Annotated in this window: 15 protein-coding genes and 1 riboswitch; of the genes, 8 read left to right on the top strand and 7 right to left on the bottom strand. The window is 44.5% G+C overall.

The genetic code is table 11. The annotated features are described in order from the left end of the window. The first annotated feature begins 109 nt into the window (after positions 1-109). From purR to AND4_RS09485, 4 genes are all read left to right on the top strand, one after another. Positions 110-1,114 (top strand): HTH-type transcriptional repressor PurR, encoded by a 1,005-nt coding sequence (purR, locus tag AND4_RS09470; RefSeq protein ID WP_009842746.1) that lies wholly within the window; start codon positions 110-112, stop codon positions 1,112-1,114. 279 nt (positions 1,115-1,393) lie between these two features. Continuing rightward, a riboswitch (cyclic di-GMP riboswitch) is annotated at positions 1,394-1,483 on the top strand. A gap of 115 nt (positions 1,484-1,598) precedes the next feature. After that, positions 1,599-2,189: a TfoX/Sxy family DNA transformation protein gene (locus AND4_RS09475; RefSeq protein ID WP_009842747.1), complete on the top strand. Its 591-nt coding sequence runs from the start codon at positions 1,599-1,601 to the stop codon at positions 2,187-2,189. Positions 2,190-2,363: 174 nt separating this feature from the next. Next, a complete protein-coding gene (locus AND4_RS09480) occupies positions 2,364-3,053 on the top strand; it encodes a TVP38/TMEM64 family protein (RefSeq protein WP_009842748.1) in 690 nt (229 codons plus the stop codon). Further along, the gene (locus tag AND4_RS09485) at positions 3,053-3,370 is read left to right on the top strand and encodes a DUF2007 domain-containing protein (RefSeq protein WP_009842749.1); all 318 of its coding nucleotides are present in this window, start codon (positions 3,053-3,055) and stop codon (positions 3,368-3,370) included. The genes AND4_RS09480 and AND4_RS09485 overlap by 1 nt, the downstream gene beginning before the upstream one ends. A 46-nt stretch (positions 3,371-3,416) precedes the next feature. Here AND4_RS09485 and AND4_RS09490 read toward each other — a convergent pair whose 3' ends face one another. The 4 genes from AND4_RS09490 to topA form a co-directional block, all read right to left on the bottom strand. Then, positions 3,417-4,241, bottom strand: coding sequence for an alpha/beta hydrolase (locus AND4_RS09490; protein WP_009842750.1), 825 nt, complete (start codon positions 4,239-4,241; stop codon positions 3,417-3,419). A gap of 119 nt (positions 4,242-4,360) precedes the next feature. Continuing rightward, positions 4,361-5,818: a glycogen synthase GlgA gene (gene glgA, locus AND4_RS09495; protein WP_009842751.1), complete on the bottom strand. Its 1,458-nt coding sequence runs from the start codon at positions 5,816-5,818 to the stop codon at positions 4,361-4,363. Next, positions 5,808-7,025: a glucose-1-phosphate adenylyltransferase gene (glgC, locus tag AND4_RS09500; protein ID WP_009842752.1), complete on the bottom strand. Its 1,218-nt coding sequence runs from the start codon at positions 7,023-7,025 to the stop codon at positions 5,808-5,810. The genes glgA and glgC overlap by 11 nt, the downstream gene beginning before the upstream one ends. Before the next feature lie 530 nt (positions 7,026-7,555). After that, positions 7,556-10,186 (bottom strand): type I DNA topoisomerase, encoded by a 2,631-nt coding sequence (topA, locus tag AND4_RS09505; RefSeq protein ID WP_009842753.1) that lies wholly within the window; start codon positions 10,184-10,186, stop codon positions 7,556-7,558. A 469-nt stretch (positions 10,187-10,655) separates the two neighbouring features. Here topA and AND4_RS09510 point away from each other — a divergent pair, with 469 nt between their 5' ends. Next, a complete protein-coding gene (locus tag AND4_RS09510) occupies positions 10,656-10,904 on the top strand; it encodes a YciN family protein (protein ID WP_009842754.1) in 249 nt (82 codons plus the stop codon). A gap of 63 nt (positions 10,905-10,967) precedes the next feature. On the opposite strand, the gene aroA is transcribed toward AND4_RS09510, so the two are convergent. After that, positions 10,968-12,248 carry a 3-phosphoshikimate 1-carboxyvinyltransferase gene (aroA, locus tag AND4_RS09515; RefSeq protein ID WP_009842755.1) on the bottom strand — a complete coding sequence of 427 codons (1,281 nt, stop codon included), beginning with the start codon at positions 12,246-12,248 and terminating at the stop codon, positions 10,968-10,970. A 161-nt stretch (positions 12,249-12,409) separates the two neighbouring features. Beyond that, on the bottom strand, positions 12,410-12,886 hold the full coding sequence (locus AND4_RS09520; RefSeq protein WP_009842756.1) for a glycine zipper 2TM domain-containing protein: 477 nt from the start codon (positions 12,884-12,886) through the stop codon (positions 12,410-12,412). A 41-nt stretch (positions 12,887-12,927) separates the two neighbouring features. Between AND4_RS09520 and aat the strand changes: the two genes are divergently transcribed. The 3 genes from aat (at position 12,928) to infA (ending at position 14,635) form a co-directional block, all read left to right on the top strand. Beyond that, positions 12,928-13,638, top strand: a complete 711-nt coding sequence (gene aat, locus AND4_RS09525) for a leucyl/phenylalanyl-tRNA--protein transferase (protein ID WP_009842757.1) — start codon at positions 12,928-12,930, stop codon at positions 13,636-13,638. Continuing rightward, positions 13,635-14,336: an arginyltransferase gene (locus AND4_RS09530; RefSeq protein WP_009842758.1), complete on the top strand. Its 702-nt coding sequence runs from the start codon at positions 13,635-13,637 to the stop codon at positions 14,334-14,336. The genes aat and AND4_RS09530 overlap by 4 nt, the downstream gene beginning before the upstream one ends. A gap of 80 nt (positions 14,337-14,416) precedes the next feature. Next, positions 14,417-14,635: a translation initiation factor IF-1 gene (gene infA, locus AND4_RS09535; protein WP_001040192.1), complete on the top strand. Its 219-nt coding sequence runs from the start codon at positions 14,417-14,419 to the stop codon at positions 14,633-14,635. Positions 14,636-14,829: 194 nt separating this feature from the next. Here infA and clpA read toward each other — a convergent pair whose 3' ends face one another. Beyond that, positions 14,830-17,100 (bottom strand): ATP-dependent Clp protease ATP-binding subunit ClpA, encoded by a 2,271-nt coding sequence (clpA, locus tag AND4_RS09540; protein ID WP_009842759.1) that lies wholly within the window; start codon positions 17,098-17,100, stop codon positions 14,830-14,832. Positions 17,101-17,117 lie beyond the last annotated feature (17 nt).

Here is a 17,117-nt window from a genome sequence, read left to right on the forward strand (position 1 = left end):
CTGCCATATATCTCAGTAATGTTCTGTCGCAATAGCTTGACTTGCGCAAGAATTTAAAGGCACAGGCTGCCTGACTACGGTTTAAGTAGATTGATACAGGACATCATTTATGGCCACTATTAAAGACGTTGCTCGCTTAGCTGGCGTTTCTACCACAACAGTTTCGCACGTAATTAACAAAACTCGCTTTGTTGCAGAGACAACCCAAGAAAAAGTAATGAAAGCGGTGGATGAACTCAATTACGCACCAAGCGCCGTTGCTCGTAGTTTAAAATGCAACTCGACTCGTACAATCGGTATGTTAGTCACTCAATCAACTAACCTGTTCTTCTCCGAAGTGATCGATGGCGTTGAAAGTTACTGTTACCGTCAGGGTTACACGCTGATCTTATGTAACACTGGTGGTATTTATGAGAAACAACGTGACTACATCCGTATGCTAGCTGAGAAGCGCGTAGACGGCATCCTAGTAATGTGTTCAGACCTTACGGAAGAGCTAAAACAGATGCTTGACCGCCATTCAGACATTCCTAAAGTCGTCATGGACTGGGGCCCAGAAAGCTCACAGGCAGACAAAATCATTGATAACTCTGAGGAAGGCGGTTACATCGCAACAAAATACCTGATCGACAGCGGTCACATTGACATCGCTTGTTTGAGTGGTCACTTTGAAAAAGCAGCATGTAAAGAGCGTATTGCAGGCTATCGTCGCGCCATGGCAGAGGCAAACCTTGCAGTCAATGAAGATTGGGTTCTTGAGGGTAACTTTGAATGTGATACAGCAGTTCTTGCTGCAGATAATATCACTGCAATGGAAAAACGCCCAACGGCAGTATTCTGCTTTAACGATACTATGGCGTTGGGCTTGATGAGCCGACTACAGCAAAATGGTATTAAAGTACCAGACGACATCTCAGTCATCGGCTACGACAATATTGAGCTCGCTGAATACTTCTCACCACCACTCACGACAATCCACCAACCAAAACGTCGTGTAGGCAAGAACGCGTTTGAAATTCTATTGGAGCGCATCAAAGACAAAGAGCACGAAAAGCGCGTGTTCGAGATGCAACCAGAGATCGTAGTTCGTAATACAGTAAAGAAGTTAAACTGACCCCCTGCAAAACTTTAAAAGAGCGCCCGCAAGGGCGTTTTTTTTTTTCACAAAATAACCCAACAAAATACTTTACACTAATTACATAAGCAAAAACTAAGATAAGTTACTGTTTTTACAGGCTTGTAGTCCATTTCTTACATCTGCTTTTTGTGCGGCAATTAGACACACCTGTATATGAAAGTGAACACATTAAAACAGCACTATTTCCTGAAGTAAGATCACGTTTTTAAATTTGAAGCGTGATGTTAATTCAATATACAAAGTATTCTCAAATGGTCACGCACAGGGCAAACCTCTCGAAAGGGGGGGACGCAAAGCCTCCGGCCTGAACCATCGAATTAGATGGAAGGTAGCGGGGTTACCGATGGCAAATTTGCATTAAGTAAGTTTACCCTTTTATGACATTGTGTCTGCATGCATTTGCTAATCTTTCGGACCTGATTTTTGGTGGCGTAATATTAATTACACCGAGATAAACATCATGGATAAACCGATACTCAAAGACTCAATGAAGCTGTTTGAGGTACTTGGAAACATCAAGTCACGCTCAATGTTTGGCGGCTTCGGGCTGTTCGCCGATGAAACGATGTTTGCACTAGTTGTGAACAATCAACTTCATATTAGAGCGGACCAACAAACGTCTTCTGATTTTGAGGCTCAAGGGTTGAAACCCTACGTCTACAAGAAACGCGGGTTCCCCGTTGTCACGAAATACTACGCTATTTCTGATGATCTGTGGGATTCTATCGACCGCTTGATTGAAGTTGCAAAGCATTCTTTACAAACTGCTAAGCAAGAGAAAAAACAACAAGCGAGCACCAAACCTAACCGATTGAAAGACCTTCCAAATCTTCGCCTAGCAACTGAACGTATGTTGAAGAAAGCTGGCATTGACTCTGTCGAGCAATTAGAGGAAGAAGGGGCCTTAAGTGCTTACAAAGCAATTCAAAATACGCATGCCTCAACGGTAAGCCTTGAATTGCTATGGGCACTCGAGGGCGCAATCAAAGGAACACATTGGAGCGTCGTACCTAAGTCCCGCCGAGAAGAGTTGATGAGCGCCCTCTCGTAGCGTGCTCATATCGGTATAATGTTGAGTAAAAACCGCAGTTTTCATGCTGCGGTTTTTTTTTGAAATTTTTTCTTGTTTTCTTCTGTCTTATTATTCGTACCCAAGTAACCGTAAGATACTTTATTGATTCAGAGAATATAAATTGGGTATAACAAGCCAAACGGAGCAATTAATATGAATAAGAAACTGATTTTAGGACTCGTCCTGATCGCGACCATTATCTTTTTAGGCATCAACTTTGGTCAATACCTAACCTTAGAGAATGCCAAAGCGCAACAAGCAGCATTGAACACTTTTATTAACCAAAACTTTGTACTTGCTGCTGCTACATACTTCTTCGCTTACATCGCGATTACCGCATTTTCTATTCCGGGCGCGGCTGTGGTTACCTTGCTCGGTGCTGCACTATTTGGTTTTTGGACCAGTTTGATATTAGTGTCGTTCGCTAGCACAATAGGCGCAACCATTGCTTTTCTGAGTAGCCGTTACTTGCTGCGTGAATGGGTACAAAATAAGTTTGGAGACAAGCTGAGTGCCATCAATCAAGGCGTAGAGAAAGATGGTGCCTTTTACCTATTTTCTCTGCGTTTGATTCCTATCTTCCCATTTTTCCTTATCAACTTGTTGATGGGGTTAACGCCAATGACCATTGCACGTTTCTACTTAACCAGCCAAATTGGTATGTTGCCAGGCACCGCAGTTTACTTAAATGCAGGCACTCAGTTGGCCACGATTAACAGTCTTTCTGGAATCGTATCACCAACCGTACTCGCCTCATTCGCTTTGCTAGGTTTATTCCCTATCATCACTAAGTGGGTGATGAAAAAAATTCGTCCCGCATCCGTTCAGAATGGAAACGTCTAATGAAAATATTCGTCGCCAAAAATCCAACAGAAGCTCACATCGTTTGCGAACTTCTGAAAAGCGAACAGATAGCTTGTGTGGTGCGCGGCGAGGGACTCTTCGGCTTAAAAGGCGAGCTACCATTTGGCGATGATACCGATCCTTATGTTTGGCTTTTGCACCCAGAGCAGCAGTTGAAAGCATCAGCCATTGTTGAAGATTATCGACGACAGGCAGAACAAACTCACCAAGATTGGCAATGCCCACAATGCTCAGAACAAAACGAAGGTCAATTTGGGGCATGTTGGCAGTGTGGATATCAAATAGGGGAGTCTTAACGACTTCCCTATTTGATTATCATCACTGGGTTTGGGTCGCTGAGCTTTAATGGCCAAGCTCTAATCGTTGAGCGCTTTGGCTCTGCTGCTTAATGAATGCAATAGAACGTTGGTTAAAGTCATCAGGCCTTTCGACATTACATACATGACCGCAATCTGGAATTTCATGTAAAACGCTCTCATGATGAGCAGCAACCATCTCTTTAACAGGTTTGATGAACATGTAGTCTCTATCGCCCATCAAGTAAAGAGTTGGAATTGGTAATTCACGATCTTTAAAATATCGCATCAGCGGGTTAACATCTGCCGCTAAAATGAACCAACGTTTAAACTCCTTCTCGCATAATTTCTTGGCTTCACGAATGAATAAATGTCGCGATTCACGTTGGCTTTTCTGAGGCATAACAATGTAGGCAAACAGCTTATATAGCCACATGTAAGGTAGAAAGTGTTTACTTAAGTTCCCTAATTTTACTAGTATTTGTGAACGTATATTTAGACGAGTCACAGCCCCGCCAAGAACCATTGAACGCACTCGCTCAGATGCCATCTCGGCTAAGTTACGCACTATAATGGTTCCAAGAGACATACCAACAAAATGTGCTGATTGAATCTTAAGATGGTCCAAGACTTTCAATATATCCTGAGTAATCGCGGTAAACGTATAACGACTCGTAATCAGCTCTTTAAGCAGTTGGTTGGACTTTCCATGACCTCGAAGGTCGATCAACAGTAAATTGAAATGCCGCTTGTAATCCTTGATTTGTTTAAACCAAATCGAGGAACTGCCACCAGCACCATGTACGAAAACGACCCACTCTTTGCTCGTAGGATGTAAATAGGTTTTGTGGAATAAAAGTGGCTGAGTCATGTACCTGTATGAGAAGGTTTGTTTGTGAACGGAATTAAATCCTACCACACTCTCATAAGACGCGAGTAACAAAGGCACCCAATTTGGTGCCTTTGGTTACAATTTCTAAAAAATTTCCGTCAATTTAATGCGGCTCTGTATAGCAGCAAATACTCTTCAGCCGCTTTGCGCCAACAAAAATCTTTTTGCATAGCATGCAGTTGTATTCGCCTTACTTCTCTCATATTTTGTTCATACAGCAATAATGCTCGAAGCATAGTAAGTAGCAATCCTTGTGGCGTCGGATCATAGAAAACAAAACCAGTCGCATTGGTTGGGTCTTCATCGTAGTCATTCACACTGTCTTTTAAGCCACCTACCCCACGAACGATGGGCAAGGTACCATAAGCCATGCTGTAGATTTGATTTAAACCACAAGGCTCAAATTCTGAGGGCATTAGGAAGAAATCAGAGCCAGCTTCGACCAAATGCGCCAGCTCGTTGTCATAAGCTTCAACAAAAACAAACTTATCCGCAAAGCGCGCTGCAATTTCTCTTAGTTGAGCGGCAAGGACCAGATCCCCAGTGCCAACCACAACAAGTTGAACATCATGCTTTAGAAAGTCCGCCAGTGCAGGCAACAGATAGTGGATGCCTTTTTGCTGGGTAAGACGGCACACCATACCAAACATGGCACCACTTGACATTTCAAGTCCCAGTTTCTCTTGCAGAGCTTTCTTACAAGCATTCTTGCCACGTACCATACTTTGTCGATTGGCTTTGTAGTTCAACGGCAAATTAAGGTCAGTTTCTGGGTTCCACGCACTGTAATCACAACCGTTAAGTATTCCAACTAAATCATGACCACGTTGTTGAAATTCCCACGCCATACCATGGCTACCAAGCTCGGTTTTCAACTCTTGTGCATACGTCGGGCTGACTGCATTAATTTTATCTGCACTCATCACCCCGGCTTTTAACATAGCAATGTGTGTTTCACTGACTGACGCATTTGGCACATTCCGACTATGAAACTCCGGGAGACACTGGAGATCATCATAACTAAATACCCCTTTGAATACTGCATTATGAATAGAGATAACACTGCGCGTATTGGCAAAGAAGGCATCGTTAGCATAGCGATGCTTGAGTAAGAATGGAACTAATCCTGTGTGCCAGTCGTTAGCGTGAACAATATCTGGTTGAAAGCCAAGCTTAGGCAGCATATCAAGGCAGGCTGCGCTAAAAAACGCAAAGCGCTCACCGTTATCCGGGTAAGCTTGATTACTTTCTGCGTACATGGAAGGACGATTGAAATAGGGTGGGCAATCAATCAAGTAAACGGGCGTCTCTCCCAAGGTTAATCTGAGGACACGATAGGACGTGTAAGGCCAACACGTCAAATCAGCCTCCAGTACCGTCTCTGCTTGTGAGAGCTGCTCAATGCCAGTATAGGCAGGTATAGCAATTCGTACGTCTTGCTGAAGGTCACGAAGGGCCTTTGGTAGCGCCTTGGCGACATCAGCCAGACCACCACTTTTGATCAGCCCTTCAACTTCAGACGCTACAAACAAAACAGATAAATTGTCAGTAGCCAACACGCGCCCCTTTTGGAATAACAACAATACCATCATCCGACACGTGGTAGTGTTTTTTATCTTCTTGTAGATTTACACCAATTTGTGTGCCCGGCGCGATATCCGCATTTTTGTCGACGATCACACGGTGAAGAACACAACCCTCTCCAACCTTCACGTCACCGAGCAAAATGCACTGGCTAATATCACAGGCCGAAGCGATGTTGCTTCGGAACCCAAGTACTGACTTCTCAATACGAGAGCCGCGCACGTAACTGCCACTGCATACCAAGCTGTCGATGATTTGAACTCGACCATTGTCTGAGTCAGTAAACGTGGCAGGCGGTAATGGTGGGTAATAGGTATGCAGTGGCCATTTTCGGTTGTATAGCGAAAACGGAGCATCCTTCTCCAACAAGTCCATATGGGCTTGCCAGTACGCGTCAATCGAACCGACATCACGCCAGTAAACCTCTTCTCTCTCACCAGTGATGCGGTTGGTACTGAAGTCATAAACGAAAACATCACCACGTGGGAACATTTTAGGAATAATGTCCTTGCCGAAGTCATGAGAAGAGGCCTCGTTGTCTGCATCCTCAATGAGTTCGGCAAACAAAACCTTAGCTTCAAAAACATAGTTCCCCATCGAAACGAGCGCGTGTTTTGGGTCACCAGGAATAGATTTAGGATGGGCCGGCTTCTCTTCAAAGCCAATCATACGACCTTGGTTGTCGACTTCGATCACACCAAATTGAGACGCTTCTGAAAGCGGCATTCTCAGTGCTGAAACCGTCAACGACGCCTCTCTCTCCTGATGAAAAGCCAACATCTGCTTGATGTCCATTTTGTAAATATGATCTGAACCGAAGATGCAGACTTGCTCCGGTTCGGCCAGCTCCATAAACCGCAGGTTTTGATAGATGGCGTCCGCGGTACCTTCATACCAACGCTTACCGGTACGCATTTGCGCAGGAATTGGGTCGATAAAACGGTCGGTAATACCATTGATGTTCCATCCTTTTTTTAAGTGATGGAAAAGAGATTGAGATTTAAATTGAGTAAGGACGTAAATTCGCATGAGATCCGCATTTGCGAAGTTATTTAAAGCGAAATCAATCAGTCGATAGCTCCCACCGAAAGGGACCGAAGGTTTACTGCGGGATTCTGTCAAAGGCCTCAGGCGAGAGCCTTCACCACCCGCAAGAATCATTCCCAAAACACCAGCCATTCGTTATTCTCCATATAAAATTGTAGCTTGTAACTGGTAATCACTTGATATGAGCAGAACTCAGTGAGTCAAGTTAAAACATTAGTCGTGACGTACTAACAAGTTTCTGCGAACCCTTACAGCACAAGTACAAAAAACCATCGAACACCCTCGTACACCAACCCGTTAGTTGTCCTCTATGCTTGTAACAGCAAGCTGCACTCAGTTGCATTTGCTTCGCTATACGTTATCGGACTGGAATTAAATTACAATTTAAAATATGCCATACTGTGCAATATACAGATGTTGCTTACTCAATACGGTATATCGATCACATATCGGTGAGTAAGCCATTACATTGTGAAAACAATTTACAAACGGATTAACTACCCAAGTGCAGATTTGCGAAAGGTTACTTATAGACTTTGAACTAACGATGAAAACAAAATAGAGAAAATTTGGAGGGATGACATAGCTAGGCAGGGTGACTTTCGAATAACAGGCAAAAAAAAGGCAGCGATATCGCTGCCTCATTCATTGAAACGAGATGTTTAGGCTTTGGCTTTTTTGCGCTTATCTGTGATTTCCCACTTGCCATCGATAAACAATGCTGTCCAACCGCTTGGTTTACCATTGTCTTCGGTACGCACGTAGTTTTCCTTGCTCTTACGACTAAAACGTATCACTGCAGGGCGACCATCAGGGTCAGCAGCTGGCGCTGTAGTCAGATACTTAAACTTCTCAGGAAGACGTTCTTCAAAACGAGCAAGTTCAGATACCAAGGGAGCACGTGTTTCACGTGATTTAGGGAAATTGCTCGCTGCCATAAACAGACCAGAAGCGCCATCACGCAGAACAAAGTAAGCGTCTGAGTTTTCACACGGTAGCTCAGGGAAATGAACTGGATCTTCTTTTGGAGGCGCAACTTCACCATTCTTCAAAATTTTACGAGTGTTCTTACATGTTTCACTCGTACAATCCATGTATTTACCAAAGCGGCCAGTTTTCAGCACCATATCAGTGCCACACTTATCACACTCAACAACCGGACCATCGTAGCCCTTCACTTTAAACTCGCCGTGTTCAACAACGTAGCCTTCACAGTTCGGGTTGTTACCACAAACATGCATTTTGCGCTTATCGTCAATCAGATACGCATCCATCGCAGTTTCACAGATAGGACAACGCTTCTTGGCACGCAGTGCAGCGGTTTCCACATCTTCTTCTAGAACGTTGATGATGCCATCTTCGTCACCTAGGTTGATGGTTGTCTTACAACGCTCTTTCGGAGGCAATGCATAGCCAGAGCAGCCAAGGAATACCCCTGTAGATGCGGTACGAATACCCATTGGACGGCTACAAGTCGGACACTCAATGTCTGTCTCAACGATGTGGTTAAGCTTCATGCCACCTTCGTTTTCGTCTTGTTCTGCTTTCTCGAGGTCACCAGTGAAGTCAGTGAAAAAGTTGTCTAGGACATCTTTCCACATCACATCGCCTTCGGCGATTTGGTCAAGTTTTTGTTCCATACGAGCAGTAAAGTCGTAGTTCATTAGGTCGTTAAAGCTGTCATCAAGACGATCAGAGACGATCTCTCCCATCTTCTCTGCGTAAAAACGACGCTGCTCGACTTTAACGTAACCGCGGTCTTGGATCGTGGAGATAATTGAAGCATAAGTAGAAGGACGGCCGATGCCACGCTTCTCTAGTTCTTTAACCAGTGCTGCTTCTGTGAAACGCGCTGGTGGCTTAGTAAAGTGCTGCTTAGGCTCTAGTGACTCTAGAGAAAGCTTATCGCCTAGTTGAACAGCTGGAAGAATCGTATCTTCGTTTTTGCCCATTGGACGTTGTACGCGAGTCCAACCATCAAACTTAAGAATACGACCTTTCGCTTTAAGCGTGTATTCCGCCGCTTTGACACTGATTGTCGTCGAGTCGTATTCTGCTGGCGTCATTTGACATGCAACAAACTGATTCCAGATCAATGAGTAAAGTTTATGTGCGTCTGCATCAACACCTTGTAGATCTTCCGCTTTCACAACAACATCAGATGGACGAATCGCTTCGTGTGCCTCTTGCGCACCCTCTTTGCTGCCATATTTAAGCGGCTTAGAAGGAAGATATTTGTCACCATATTCAGAACCAATGAATCCACGAACGGCATCCACAGCTTCCGCACTCAAATTAGTAGAGTCAGTACGCATATAAGTGATGTAACCCGCTTCGTACAAGCGCTGTGCCAGCATCATTGTCTTTTTCACACCGTAACCAAGACGAGTACTTGCGGCTTGCTGCAGCGTTGAAGTGATGTACGGTGCAGACGGCTTGCTCTTTGTTGGACGGTCTTCACGCTTACATACTTCGTAGCTCGCCTTTTCCAGCTCAGATAGCGCAGCTTTGGCTTCTGTCTCGTTCACTGGCTTAAACGCAACGCCATCTTTTTGCGCAACAAGAAGTCTGAATGCAACCTTATCTTTGGTGTGCGTGTTCGCGTTGATATCCCAAAACTCTTCAGGAATGAAAGCGTTAATTTCACGCTCACGCTCAACCAGCAGCTTAACCGCTACTGACTGTACGCGGCCTGCGGACAGACCACGCGCCACTTTCTTCCATAGCAATGGAGAAACCATGAAACCCACCACGCGATCCATGAACCGACGCGCTTGCTGTGCGTTTACACCATCCATGTTGAGCTCACCGGGCGTTTGGAAAGCTTGTTGAATTGCATTCTTGGTAATCTCGTTAAATACCACGCGTTTGTATCGCTCTTCATCGCCACCGATGATCTCACGAAGGTGCCATGCGATAGCTTCTCCCTCGCGGTCCAAATCGGTTGCGAGGTAAACAAAATCAGCATCTTTGGCTAATTTTTGTAGTTCGCTAACGACTTTTTCCTTGCCTGGAAGGATTTGATAATTCGCATCCCAGTCATGATATGGGTTGATCCCCATTTTTTTGATTAGCGCTTTACGATCTTTTTCTTTTTTGACACGCGCTTTCTCTTCCGGGCTCATTCCTTTCGTAGAAATGGCAGCGGCTTTTTTCTCACCAGTGCTTTGTCCGGCCGTAGGCAGGTCACGCACGTGACCGACACTAGATTTAACAATAAAGTCTTTTCCAAGATATTTATTTATCGTCTTAGCCTTGGCTGGTGATTCCACTATAACGAGCGATTTACCCATAACTGACTCTAACGTCCTTCATTATAATGCGGGTAAATGACCTCAGAAGAGGTTACCCGCATAATGTTCTATTTGATTGCTTCTTTTTTTACTATTGTGCGAGATGAAAAGAAGATCAACTGCTTTTTTGAAATTCAGACCCGATTGGTTGACAATTCATCGCCTTTGCATGTTGACGAAGCGAGATTCTAATAAGGCCTTGAGCGGCATATACTAAGCAGGCAATTATTTTTCTCACTAGTCGGATTCAATAAATTATGCCTCACATCACAAATATTTTTCCTCTCGCGTTCAGAGCATAACCTCAGCCCACGGCTAAGATCCACTCTATTTCCAAGATATTCAATCTCGACCATCTTCTATCGAAGGCGCGAAGAGCAAGCTCGCAATCAGAGATTTAGGTATGCAAAACCATGACATTTGTGGGTATACTTCACCAACACGAGTTTCATTGAATAACGAGAGCGCCATGTCTGACAAAAAATGTATTGGAGAATTCGACCTTCTTTTAATTGCAAACCAAATCATTCAAGATCACGAAGATTACATCGAAGGTATGCGTGCGACAAGTGTAGAAGAAAAAGACGGTGTGTTGGTATTTAAAGGTGAATACTTCCTCGATGAAAAAGGTCTTCCAACACCCAACACAACAGCCGTATTCAATATGTTTAAGTACTTAGCGCTCCACCTTTCAAAGGCGTTTACATTGAACAAGTAAGCACTAAATATTCAATAAAAAAGCCAGAGTACACCTCTGGCTTCTCCTTTTTTAAAAGGCAAATTAGCAGCTCAATGAGCTCAACTTATCAAAGTAATCCGGAAACGTTTTCGACGTACACTTAGGATCATTAATTGTCACAGGCGTGTCGCTCAGCGCCACCAACGAGAAACACATTGCCATACGGTGATCATCGTAGGTATCAATCGCAGCGTGTTCGAGCTGAGGTACAGGTTTCACTATGATGTAATCTTCGCCCTCTTCCACCTCTGCGCCGACTTTACGCAATTCAGTCGCCATTGCTGATAGACGGTCAGTCTCTTTTACTCGCCAATTATACACGTTACGTATTGCGGTCGTGCCTTCGGCAAACAGTGCCGTGGTCGCTATGGTCATTGCTGCATCAGGAATATGGTTATAATCCATATCAATGCCTTTCAATTGACCCACGCGAGAGATAACGTAATCATTACCCCATTCAATTTCTGCGCCCATTTTTTCTAGCGCATCAGCAAACCGGATGTCGCCTTGGATGCTGTTTTTACCTATGCCAGTCACTTTAACTTCACCGCCTTTAATAGCAGCTGCGGCCAAGAAGTAAGAAGCAGACGATGCATCACCTTCCACTAAAAAATCACCCGGTGCGATGTATTGTTGGCCAGCAGGGATCACAAACTCTTGGTAATCATTATTGATCACATCCACACCGAACTGTTTCATGATGTGTAGCGTGATATCGATGTACGGCTTCGAGACTAATTCACCCTCAATGTTGATACGAAGTTCACCTTCAGCTAATGGCGCTGACATCAAAAATGCCGTTAAAAATTGGCTAGAAATAGAGCCATCAATCGACACAGAACCGGACTTTAGTCCAGTGCCTACAATTTTCAGTGGTGGGTAGTTTTCGTTTTCAAGGTACGTTACGTCTGCGCCAGCTGCCTTCAGAGCTGCCACTAAGTGACCAATTGGGCGCTCTTTCATGCGAGGTTCGCCTGTCAGAACATATTCGCCTTCACCCAAACATAGAGCCGCAGCAAGAGGACGCATTGCTGTACCAGCATTCCCCAAAAACAGTTCTACAGACTCTGAAACAGAAAATGGGCGACCGAGGCCTTCTACGACACACTCCGTTTTGTCTCCTGACAAGTGGTATTGAACACCAAGCTTAGTCAGCGCATTCAACATGTGACGGATATCATCACTGTCGAGAAGGTTGGTCAACCGAGTCGTACCTTTTGCTAGTGCAGCAAGCAGTAACGCACGATTTGAAACACTCTTGGAACCGGGAAGATTCACTTCCCCTTGAATTTTATTGATAGGTTGTAACGTTAGGCTTTCCATTAAAAGTTGATAATCCTTTGTGCCCTCACTTGAAGGTATTTGAGAGCTAAATAATTCTTCGTAAATTCAGACTAACGAAAAATTCTCTACAAAACCAGAGTAAATCCATGCTAATTTTTGAATAATTAGTCAGCTCAAACATTGGGCCGTAAAACATTAACTTAATATGCGATATCAACCCGTACACCATCATCAAAATACAGGATTCGCACTTCGTCACCCCGTTTGAACAACATACTATTATCAACATCTTGAATAACGTTGATCAATTTATTACCTTTGACCTTGACCAATAACTCGACGAGCTTATATTCAACCGTGTATTCATAATTGCTGCGATTTCTTACTACCGCTGCACCTGCCAGTGCACCGACTGCGGTCGCCACTTCTCTACCCGTACCGCCACCAAATTGGTTACCGACTAAACCACCTATCGTCGCCCCTAATAAGGTTTCCCAGCCGTTACTTTGAGACCGCTTAACATCCTGTTGGGTTATGTATCGCACTGAATCAACTTTGCCATACATCACTTGGTTAACTGGCTTAGCTACATTTCTTTCATAAGCGGCATTGGCGAAAAATGGTAAAAAAAGTATTATCACTACCCATCGTTTTATATTAATTGTTACTCCGCGCATAATAAGCTCCCCTAGGCTCTGATGTTGGTAAAGTTTTCTTTATGACTATCTATTTAACTGAACTTGATGATTCTCATTTGTTTCCGTCGCCATACGACGCATTGGATGACCCAAATGGCTTACTGGCATTTGGTGGCGACCTCAACCCTACTCGCATTCTAAAGGGTTATCATCAAGGTATATTTCCTTGGTATGGCCCTGGTGAACCGATTCTATGGTGGAGCCCGTCTCCAAGAGCAGTTTTTGACCCTTTGCTATTTAAGCCATCAAAAAGCTTAAAAAAGTTTCAGCGCAAACAACAGTATAAAGTAACGCTAAACAATGCAACTGAACGCGTTATTCAACTGTGCTCTTGTACTCGACCAGCAGAAGAAACTTGGCTAAATGAAGAGATGCAAGCCTCTTACACCCAACTCGCAAAACACGGGCACTGCCACTCAGTAGAAGTATGGCACGATGAACAGCTTATCGGCGGCTTGTACGGGATCAGTGTGGGCCAGCTTTTTTGTGGTGAGTCTATGTTTAGCCTTAAGGACAACGCGTCCAAAATCGCATTATGGTATCTTTGCGACCACTTGGCGACAAACCTAGGTCAATTAATTGATTGCCAAGTCATGAATCCACATCTTGCTTCACTTGGCGCGTTAGAACTGGATCGCGACGATTTTATACAAAAACTACTATCTTTAAGAGATAAGAAAATGAATGTGGGCACGCTTGAACCACAGATTTTGCAGGGCGCGTTATCATGAGCACAGATCTCCAACACATTCGTATCGGATTAACTAATGACCATCCATGCAGTTACTTACCTGATCGTAAAGAGCGAGTCGCCGTGGCGCTCGACGACAACTTACACACAGAAGATAACTATCAGCTATTGATGGCAAACGGTTTTCGACGCAGTGGAGACACTATCTATAAACCTCATTGCCAGCACTGCAAAGCATGCCAACCCATTCGAATTGCAGTGGCCGACTTCATCCCCTCAAAAAGTCAAAAGCGTTTGCTAAATAAAGGAAAAGGCTTGCGTTGGGAGATGAAAACGGAGCTAGACCTAAATTGGTTCGATATTTACAGCCGCTACATCTGTGAACGACACAAAGATGGCACTATGTTCCCGCCAAGAGAAGATGAATTTGCTCGGTTCGCAAAGACGACTTGGTTAACCACTGGGTTTCTTCATATCTATGATGAGACTGATCGACTACTCGCGGTCGCCATCACCGATATAATGGACAAATGTGCAAGCGCATTCTATACCTTCTTCGACCCAAACTTTTCTTTATCTCTTGGAACGTTAGGGGTTCTTTTCCAGCTAGAATATTGCCAACAACACAGCAAACATTGGCTATATTTGGGTTATCAGATCGATGAGTGTCCGGCGATGAACTATAAAACTCGCTTTCAACGACACCAAAAGCTAGTAAATCAGCGTTGGCAAGGGTAGAATACGCCACAACTTTACATAATTACTGTTTAGCGGCAAAATAAGCGCGCTAATACCGCCTAATTTCTAAAGAGGATTAAATGGCTAAAGAAGACGTAATTGAGATGCAAGGCACTGTGCTTGACACTCTACCAAACACTATGTTCCGCGTTGAACTTGAAAACGGTCACGTTGTGACTGCACACATCTCTGGCAAGATGCGTAAGAACTACATCCGTATCCTTACTGGTGATAAAGTAACTGTAGAGATGACTCCATACGACCTATCTAAAGGCCGCATCGTCTTCCGTGCTCGTTAATCTCTGATTTTCGAATACAATAAAAAACGGAGCCTATGGCTCCGTTTTTTATTGTCTGTGATTAACGAGTCTGCCTCTTCTCCTAATGAGAATTTTCGGACACAAAAAAGCGCGACTATTCGCGCGCTTTTGCAATTAGTTTCAACCGTTTTGTTATTGGCTTCAACAAAAAATAGCTAGAGTAAAGCAAAGAACTAGTGAAGCGCCGCTTCTTTCTCGCTTAAGTACTCAAACTTCAGCTCATCTTTAACCAGCGAAACCTTCACTGTGCCTCCATCAACCAGTGAGCCGAACAGAAGTTCATTCGCCAAAGGCTTCTTCAGCTGCTCTTGGATAACACGCCCCATTGGACGCGCACCCATTGCTTTATCGTAGCCTTTATGAGCCAACCAATGGCGAGCATCTTGCGATACTTCCATTGAAACACCTCTGGCGTCTAGCTGCACTTGCAGTTCAACAATAAACTTGTCAACCACTTGATGAATGACATCTTCATCTAGGCTGTTAAACCAGATGATGTTGTCGAGACGGTTACGGAACTCCGGTGTGAAGACTTTCTTGATTTCCGCCATTGCGTCATGGCTATTGTCTTGCTGAATAAGACCGATCGATTTTTTCTCGGTTTCAGCCACACCCGCATTCGTTGTCATCACCAGGATAATATTACGGAAGTCCGCTTTTCGTCCGTTGTTATCTGTCAGCGTACCATTGTCCATCACTTGAAGTAGCAAGTTAAAGATATCTGGATGCGCTTTTTCGATTTCATCAAGCAAAACTACCGAATGAGGATGCTTAAGCACTGCGTCGGTCAACAAACCGCCTTGGTCATACCCCACATAGCCTGGAGGAGCACCGATAAGACGACTCACTGAGTGGCGCTCGCCGTACTCAGACATGTCGAAGCGGAGCAGTTCAATGCCAAGCAGCTTCGACAACTGAACCGTAACTTCTGTTTTACCAACCCCCGTAGGACCAGCAAACAAGAATGAACCTACAGGCTTATTGTCGACACCAAGACCCGCACGAGACAGCTTGATGGCTTCAGACAGAGCATCTATCGCTGTGTCTTGACCGAAAACAAGCATCTTCATTTTATCATCCAGTTTCTTCAGAATATCTTTGTCTGAAGACGACACTGACTTTTCTGGGATACGAGCCATCCTCGCGACCATAGATTCAATGTCTGCAACGCCAACGGTCTTTTTGCGACGGCTCGCTGGTGCTAGGCGGCTTCGTGCCCCCGCCTCATCAATCACGTCAATCGCTTTATCAGGCAGGTGGCGTTCATTAATGTACTTAGCAGATAGCTCTACCGCAGCACGCAACGCTTTGTTGGTGTATCGCACCTCATGGTGAGCCTCATACTTAGGTTTCAGACCAATTAATATCTTAGTCGTGTCATCCAAAGAGGGTTCCACAACATCAATCTTTTGGAAACGACGAGACAACGCGCGTTCTTTCTCAAAAATATTGCTGTACTCTTGGTATGTTGTCGAACCGATACAACGCAGTTTACCGCTGCTGAGTAGCGGCTTAATAAGGTTAGCAGCATCAACTTGACCGCCAGACGCCGCCCCCGCTCCGATGATGGTATGAATTTCATCGATGAACAGGATCGCATCCTCTTCTTTTTCAAGCTGCTTGAGAACAGACTTGAAACGTTTCTCGAAATCACCGCGATACTTAGTACCCGCAAGTAAAGAGCCAATGTCGAGCGAGTAAATCACACTATTTTGAATCACCTCTGGTACTTGACCCTCGACGATTCTCCACGCTAAGCCTTCCGCGATGGCAGTTTTACCCACGCCAGCTTCGCCCACAAGCAATGGGTTATTCTTGCGACGGCGGCAAAGCACTTGAATCGTGCGCTCTAATTCTTTGTCACGACCGATTAGAGGGTCGATATTACCCGCTTTTGCAACCTGATTTAGGTTAGTTGCAAAGCTGTCTAAACGTTCTTCTGGATTCACGTCTTCTGGCGTCTCAGATCCAAATGAATCGGATGACGACGCATCCTCATTTGAGCCAGACGCCTTAGTGATACCGTGAGATATAAAGTTAACAATGTCTAAGCGAGAAATGTCATTCTTCTTCAACAAATAGGCGGCATGCGACTCTTGCTCACTAAAAATGGCAACCAAGACGTTTGCCCCAGTGACTTCACTGCGGCCGGACGACTGAACGTGAAAAACGGCTCGTTGAAGTACACGCTGAAAACTCAATGTCGGCTGAGTTTCACGCGTCTCATCGCTTTCCGGAATGAGCGGCGTTGTCTGGTCGATAAAAATATCGAGTTCATTTCGCAAAGCATTAAGGTCAGCTTTGCAAGCTAGGAGAGCTTCCTTAGCTGCATCATTTTCCAATAATGCAAGTAGGAGGTGTTCGACAGTCATAAACTCGTGGCGTTTGTCACGCGCTCGAGCGAATGCACCGTTAAGGCTTGATTCTAGTTCTTTATTTAGCATAAGTACCTCCCGAAAGA

The organism is Vibrio sp. AND4 (assembly GCF_000171815.1).
Taxonomy (GTDB): Bacteria; Pseudomonadota; Gammaproteobacteria; order Enterobacterales; family Vibrionaceae; genus Vibrio.

Bases quoted from the DNA above. Each gene is read 5' to 3' on its own strand.
- AND4_RS09480 (WP_009842748.1), top strand. From the start codon at position 2,364: ATGAATAAGAAACTGATTTTAGGACTCGTCCTGATCGCGACCATTATC.
- clpA (WP_009842759.1), bottom strand. From the start codon at position 17,100: ATGCTAAATAAAGAACTAGAATCAAGCCTTAACGGTGCATTCGCTCGA.
- AND4_RS09530 (WP_009842758.1), top strand. From the start codon at position 13,635: ATGAGCACAGATCTCCAACACATTCGTATCGGATTAACTAATGACCAT.
- AND4_RS09485 (WP_009842749.1), top strand. From the start codon at position 3,053: ATGAAAATATTCGTCGCCAAAAATCCAACAGAAGCTCACATCGTTTGC.
- AND4_RS09490 (WP_009842750.1), bottom strand. From the start codon at position 4,241: ATGACTCAGCCACTTTTATTCCACAAAACCTATTTACATCCTACGAGC.
- AND4_RS09520 (WP_009842756.1), bottom strand. From the start codon at position 12,886: ATGCGCGGAGTAACAATTAATATAAAACGATGGGTAGTGATAATACTT.
- purR (WP_009842746.1), top strand. From the start codon at position 110: ATGGCCACTATTAAAGACGTTGCTCGCTTAGCTGGCGTTTCTACCACA.
- AND4_RS09475 (WP_009842747.1), top strand. From the start codon at position 1,599: ATGGATAAACCGATACTCAAAGACTCAATGAAGCTGTTTGAGGTACTT.
- glgC (WP_009842752.1), bottom strand. From the start codon at position 7,025: ATGGCTGGTGTTTTGGGAATGATTCTTGCGGGTGGTGAAGGCTCTCGC.
- aat (WP_009842757.1), top strand. From the start codon at position 12,928: ATGACTATCTATTTAACTGAACTTGATGATTCTCATTTGTTTCCGTCG.
- AND4_RS09510 (WP_009842754.1), top strand. From the start codon at position 10,656: ATGTCTGACAAAAAATGTATTGGAGAATTCGACCTTCTTTTAATTGCA.
- infA (WP_001040192.1), top strand. From the start codon at position 14,417: ATGGCTAAAGAAGACGTAATTGAGATGCAAGGCACTGTGCTTGACACT.
- topA (WP_009842753.1), bottom strand. From the start codon at position 10,186: ATGGGTAAATCGCTCGTTATAGTGGAATCACCAGCCAAGGCTAAGACG.
- aroA (WP_009842755.1), bottom strand. From the start codon at position 12,248: ATGGAAAGCCTAACGTTACAACCTATCAATAAAATTCAAGGGGAAGTG.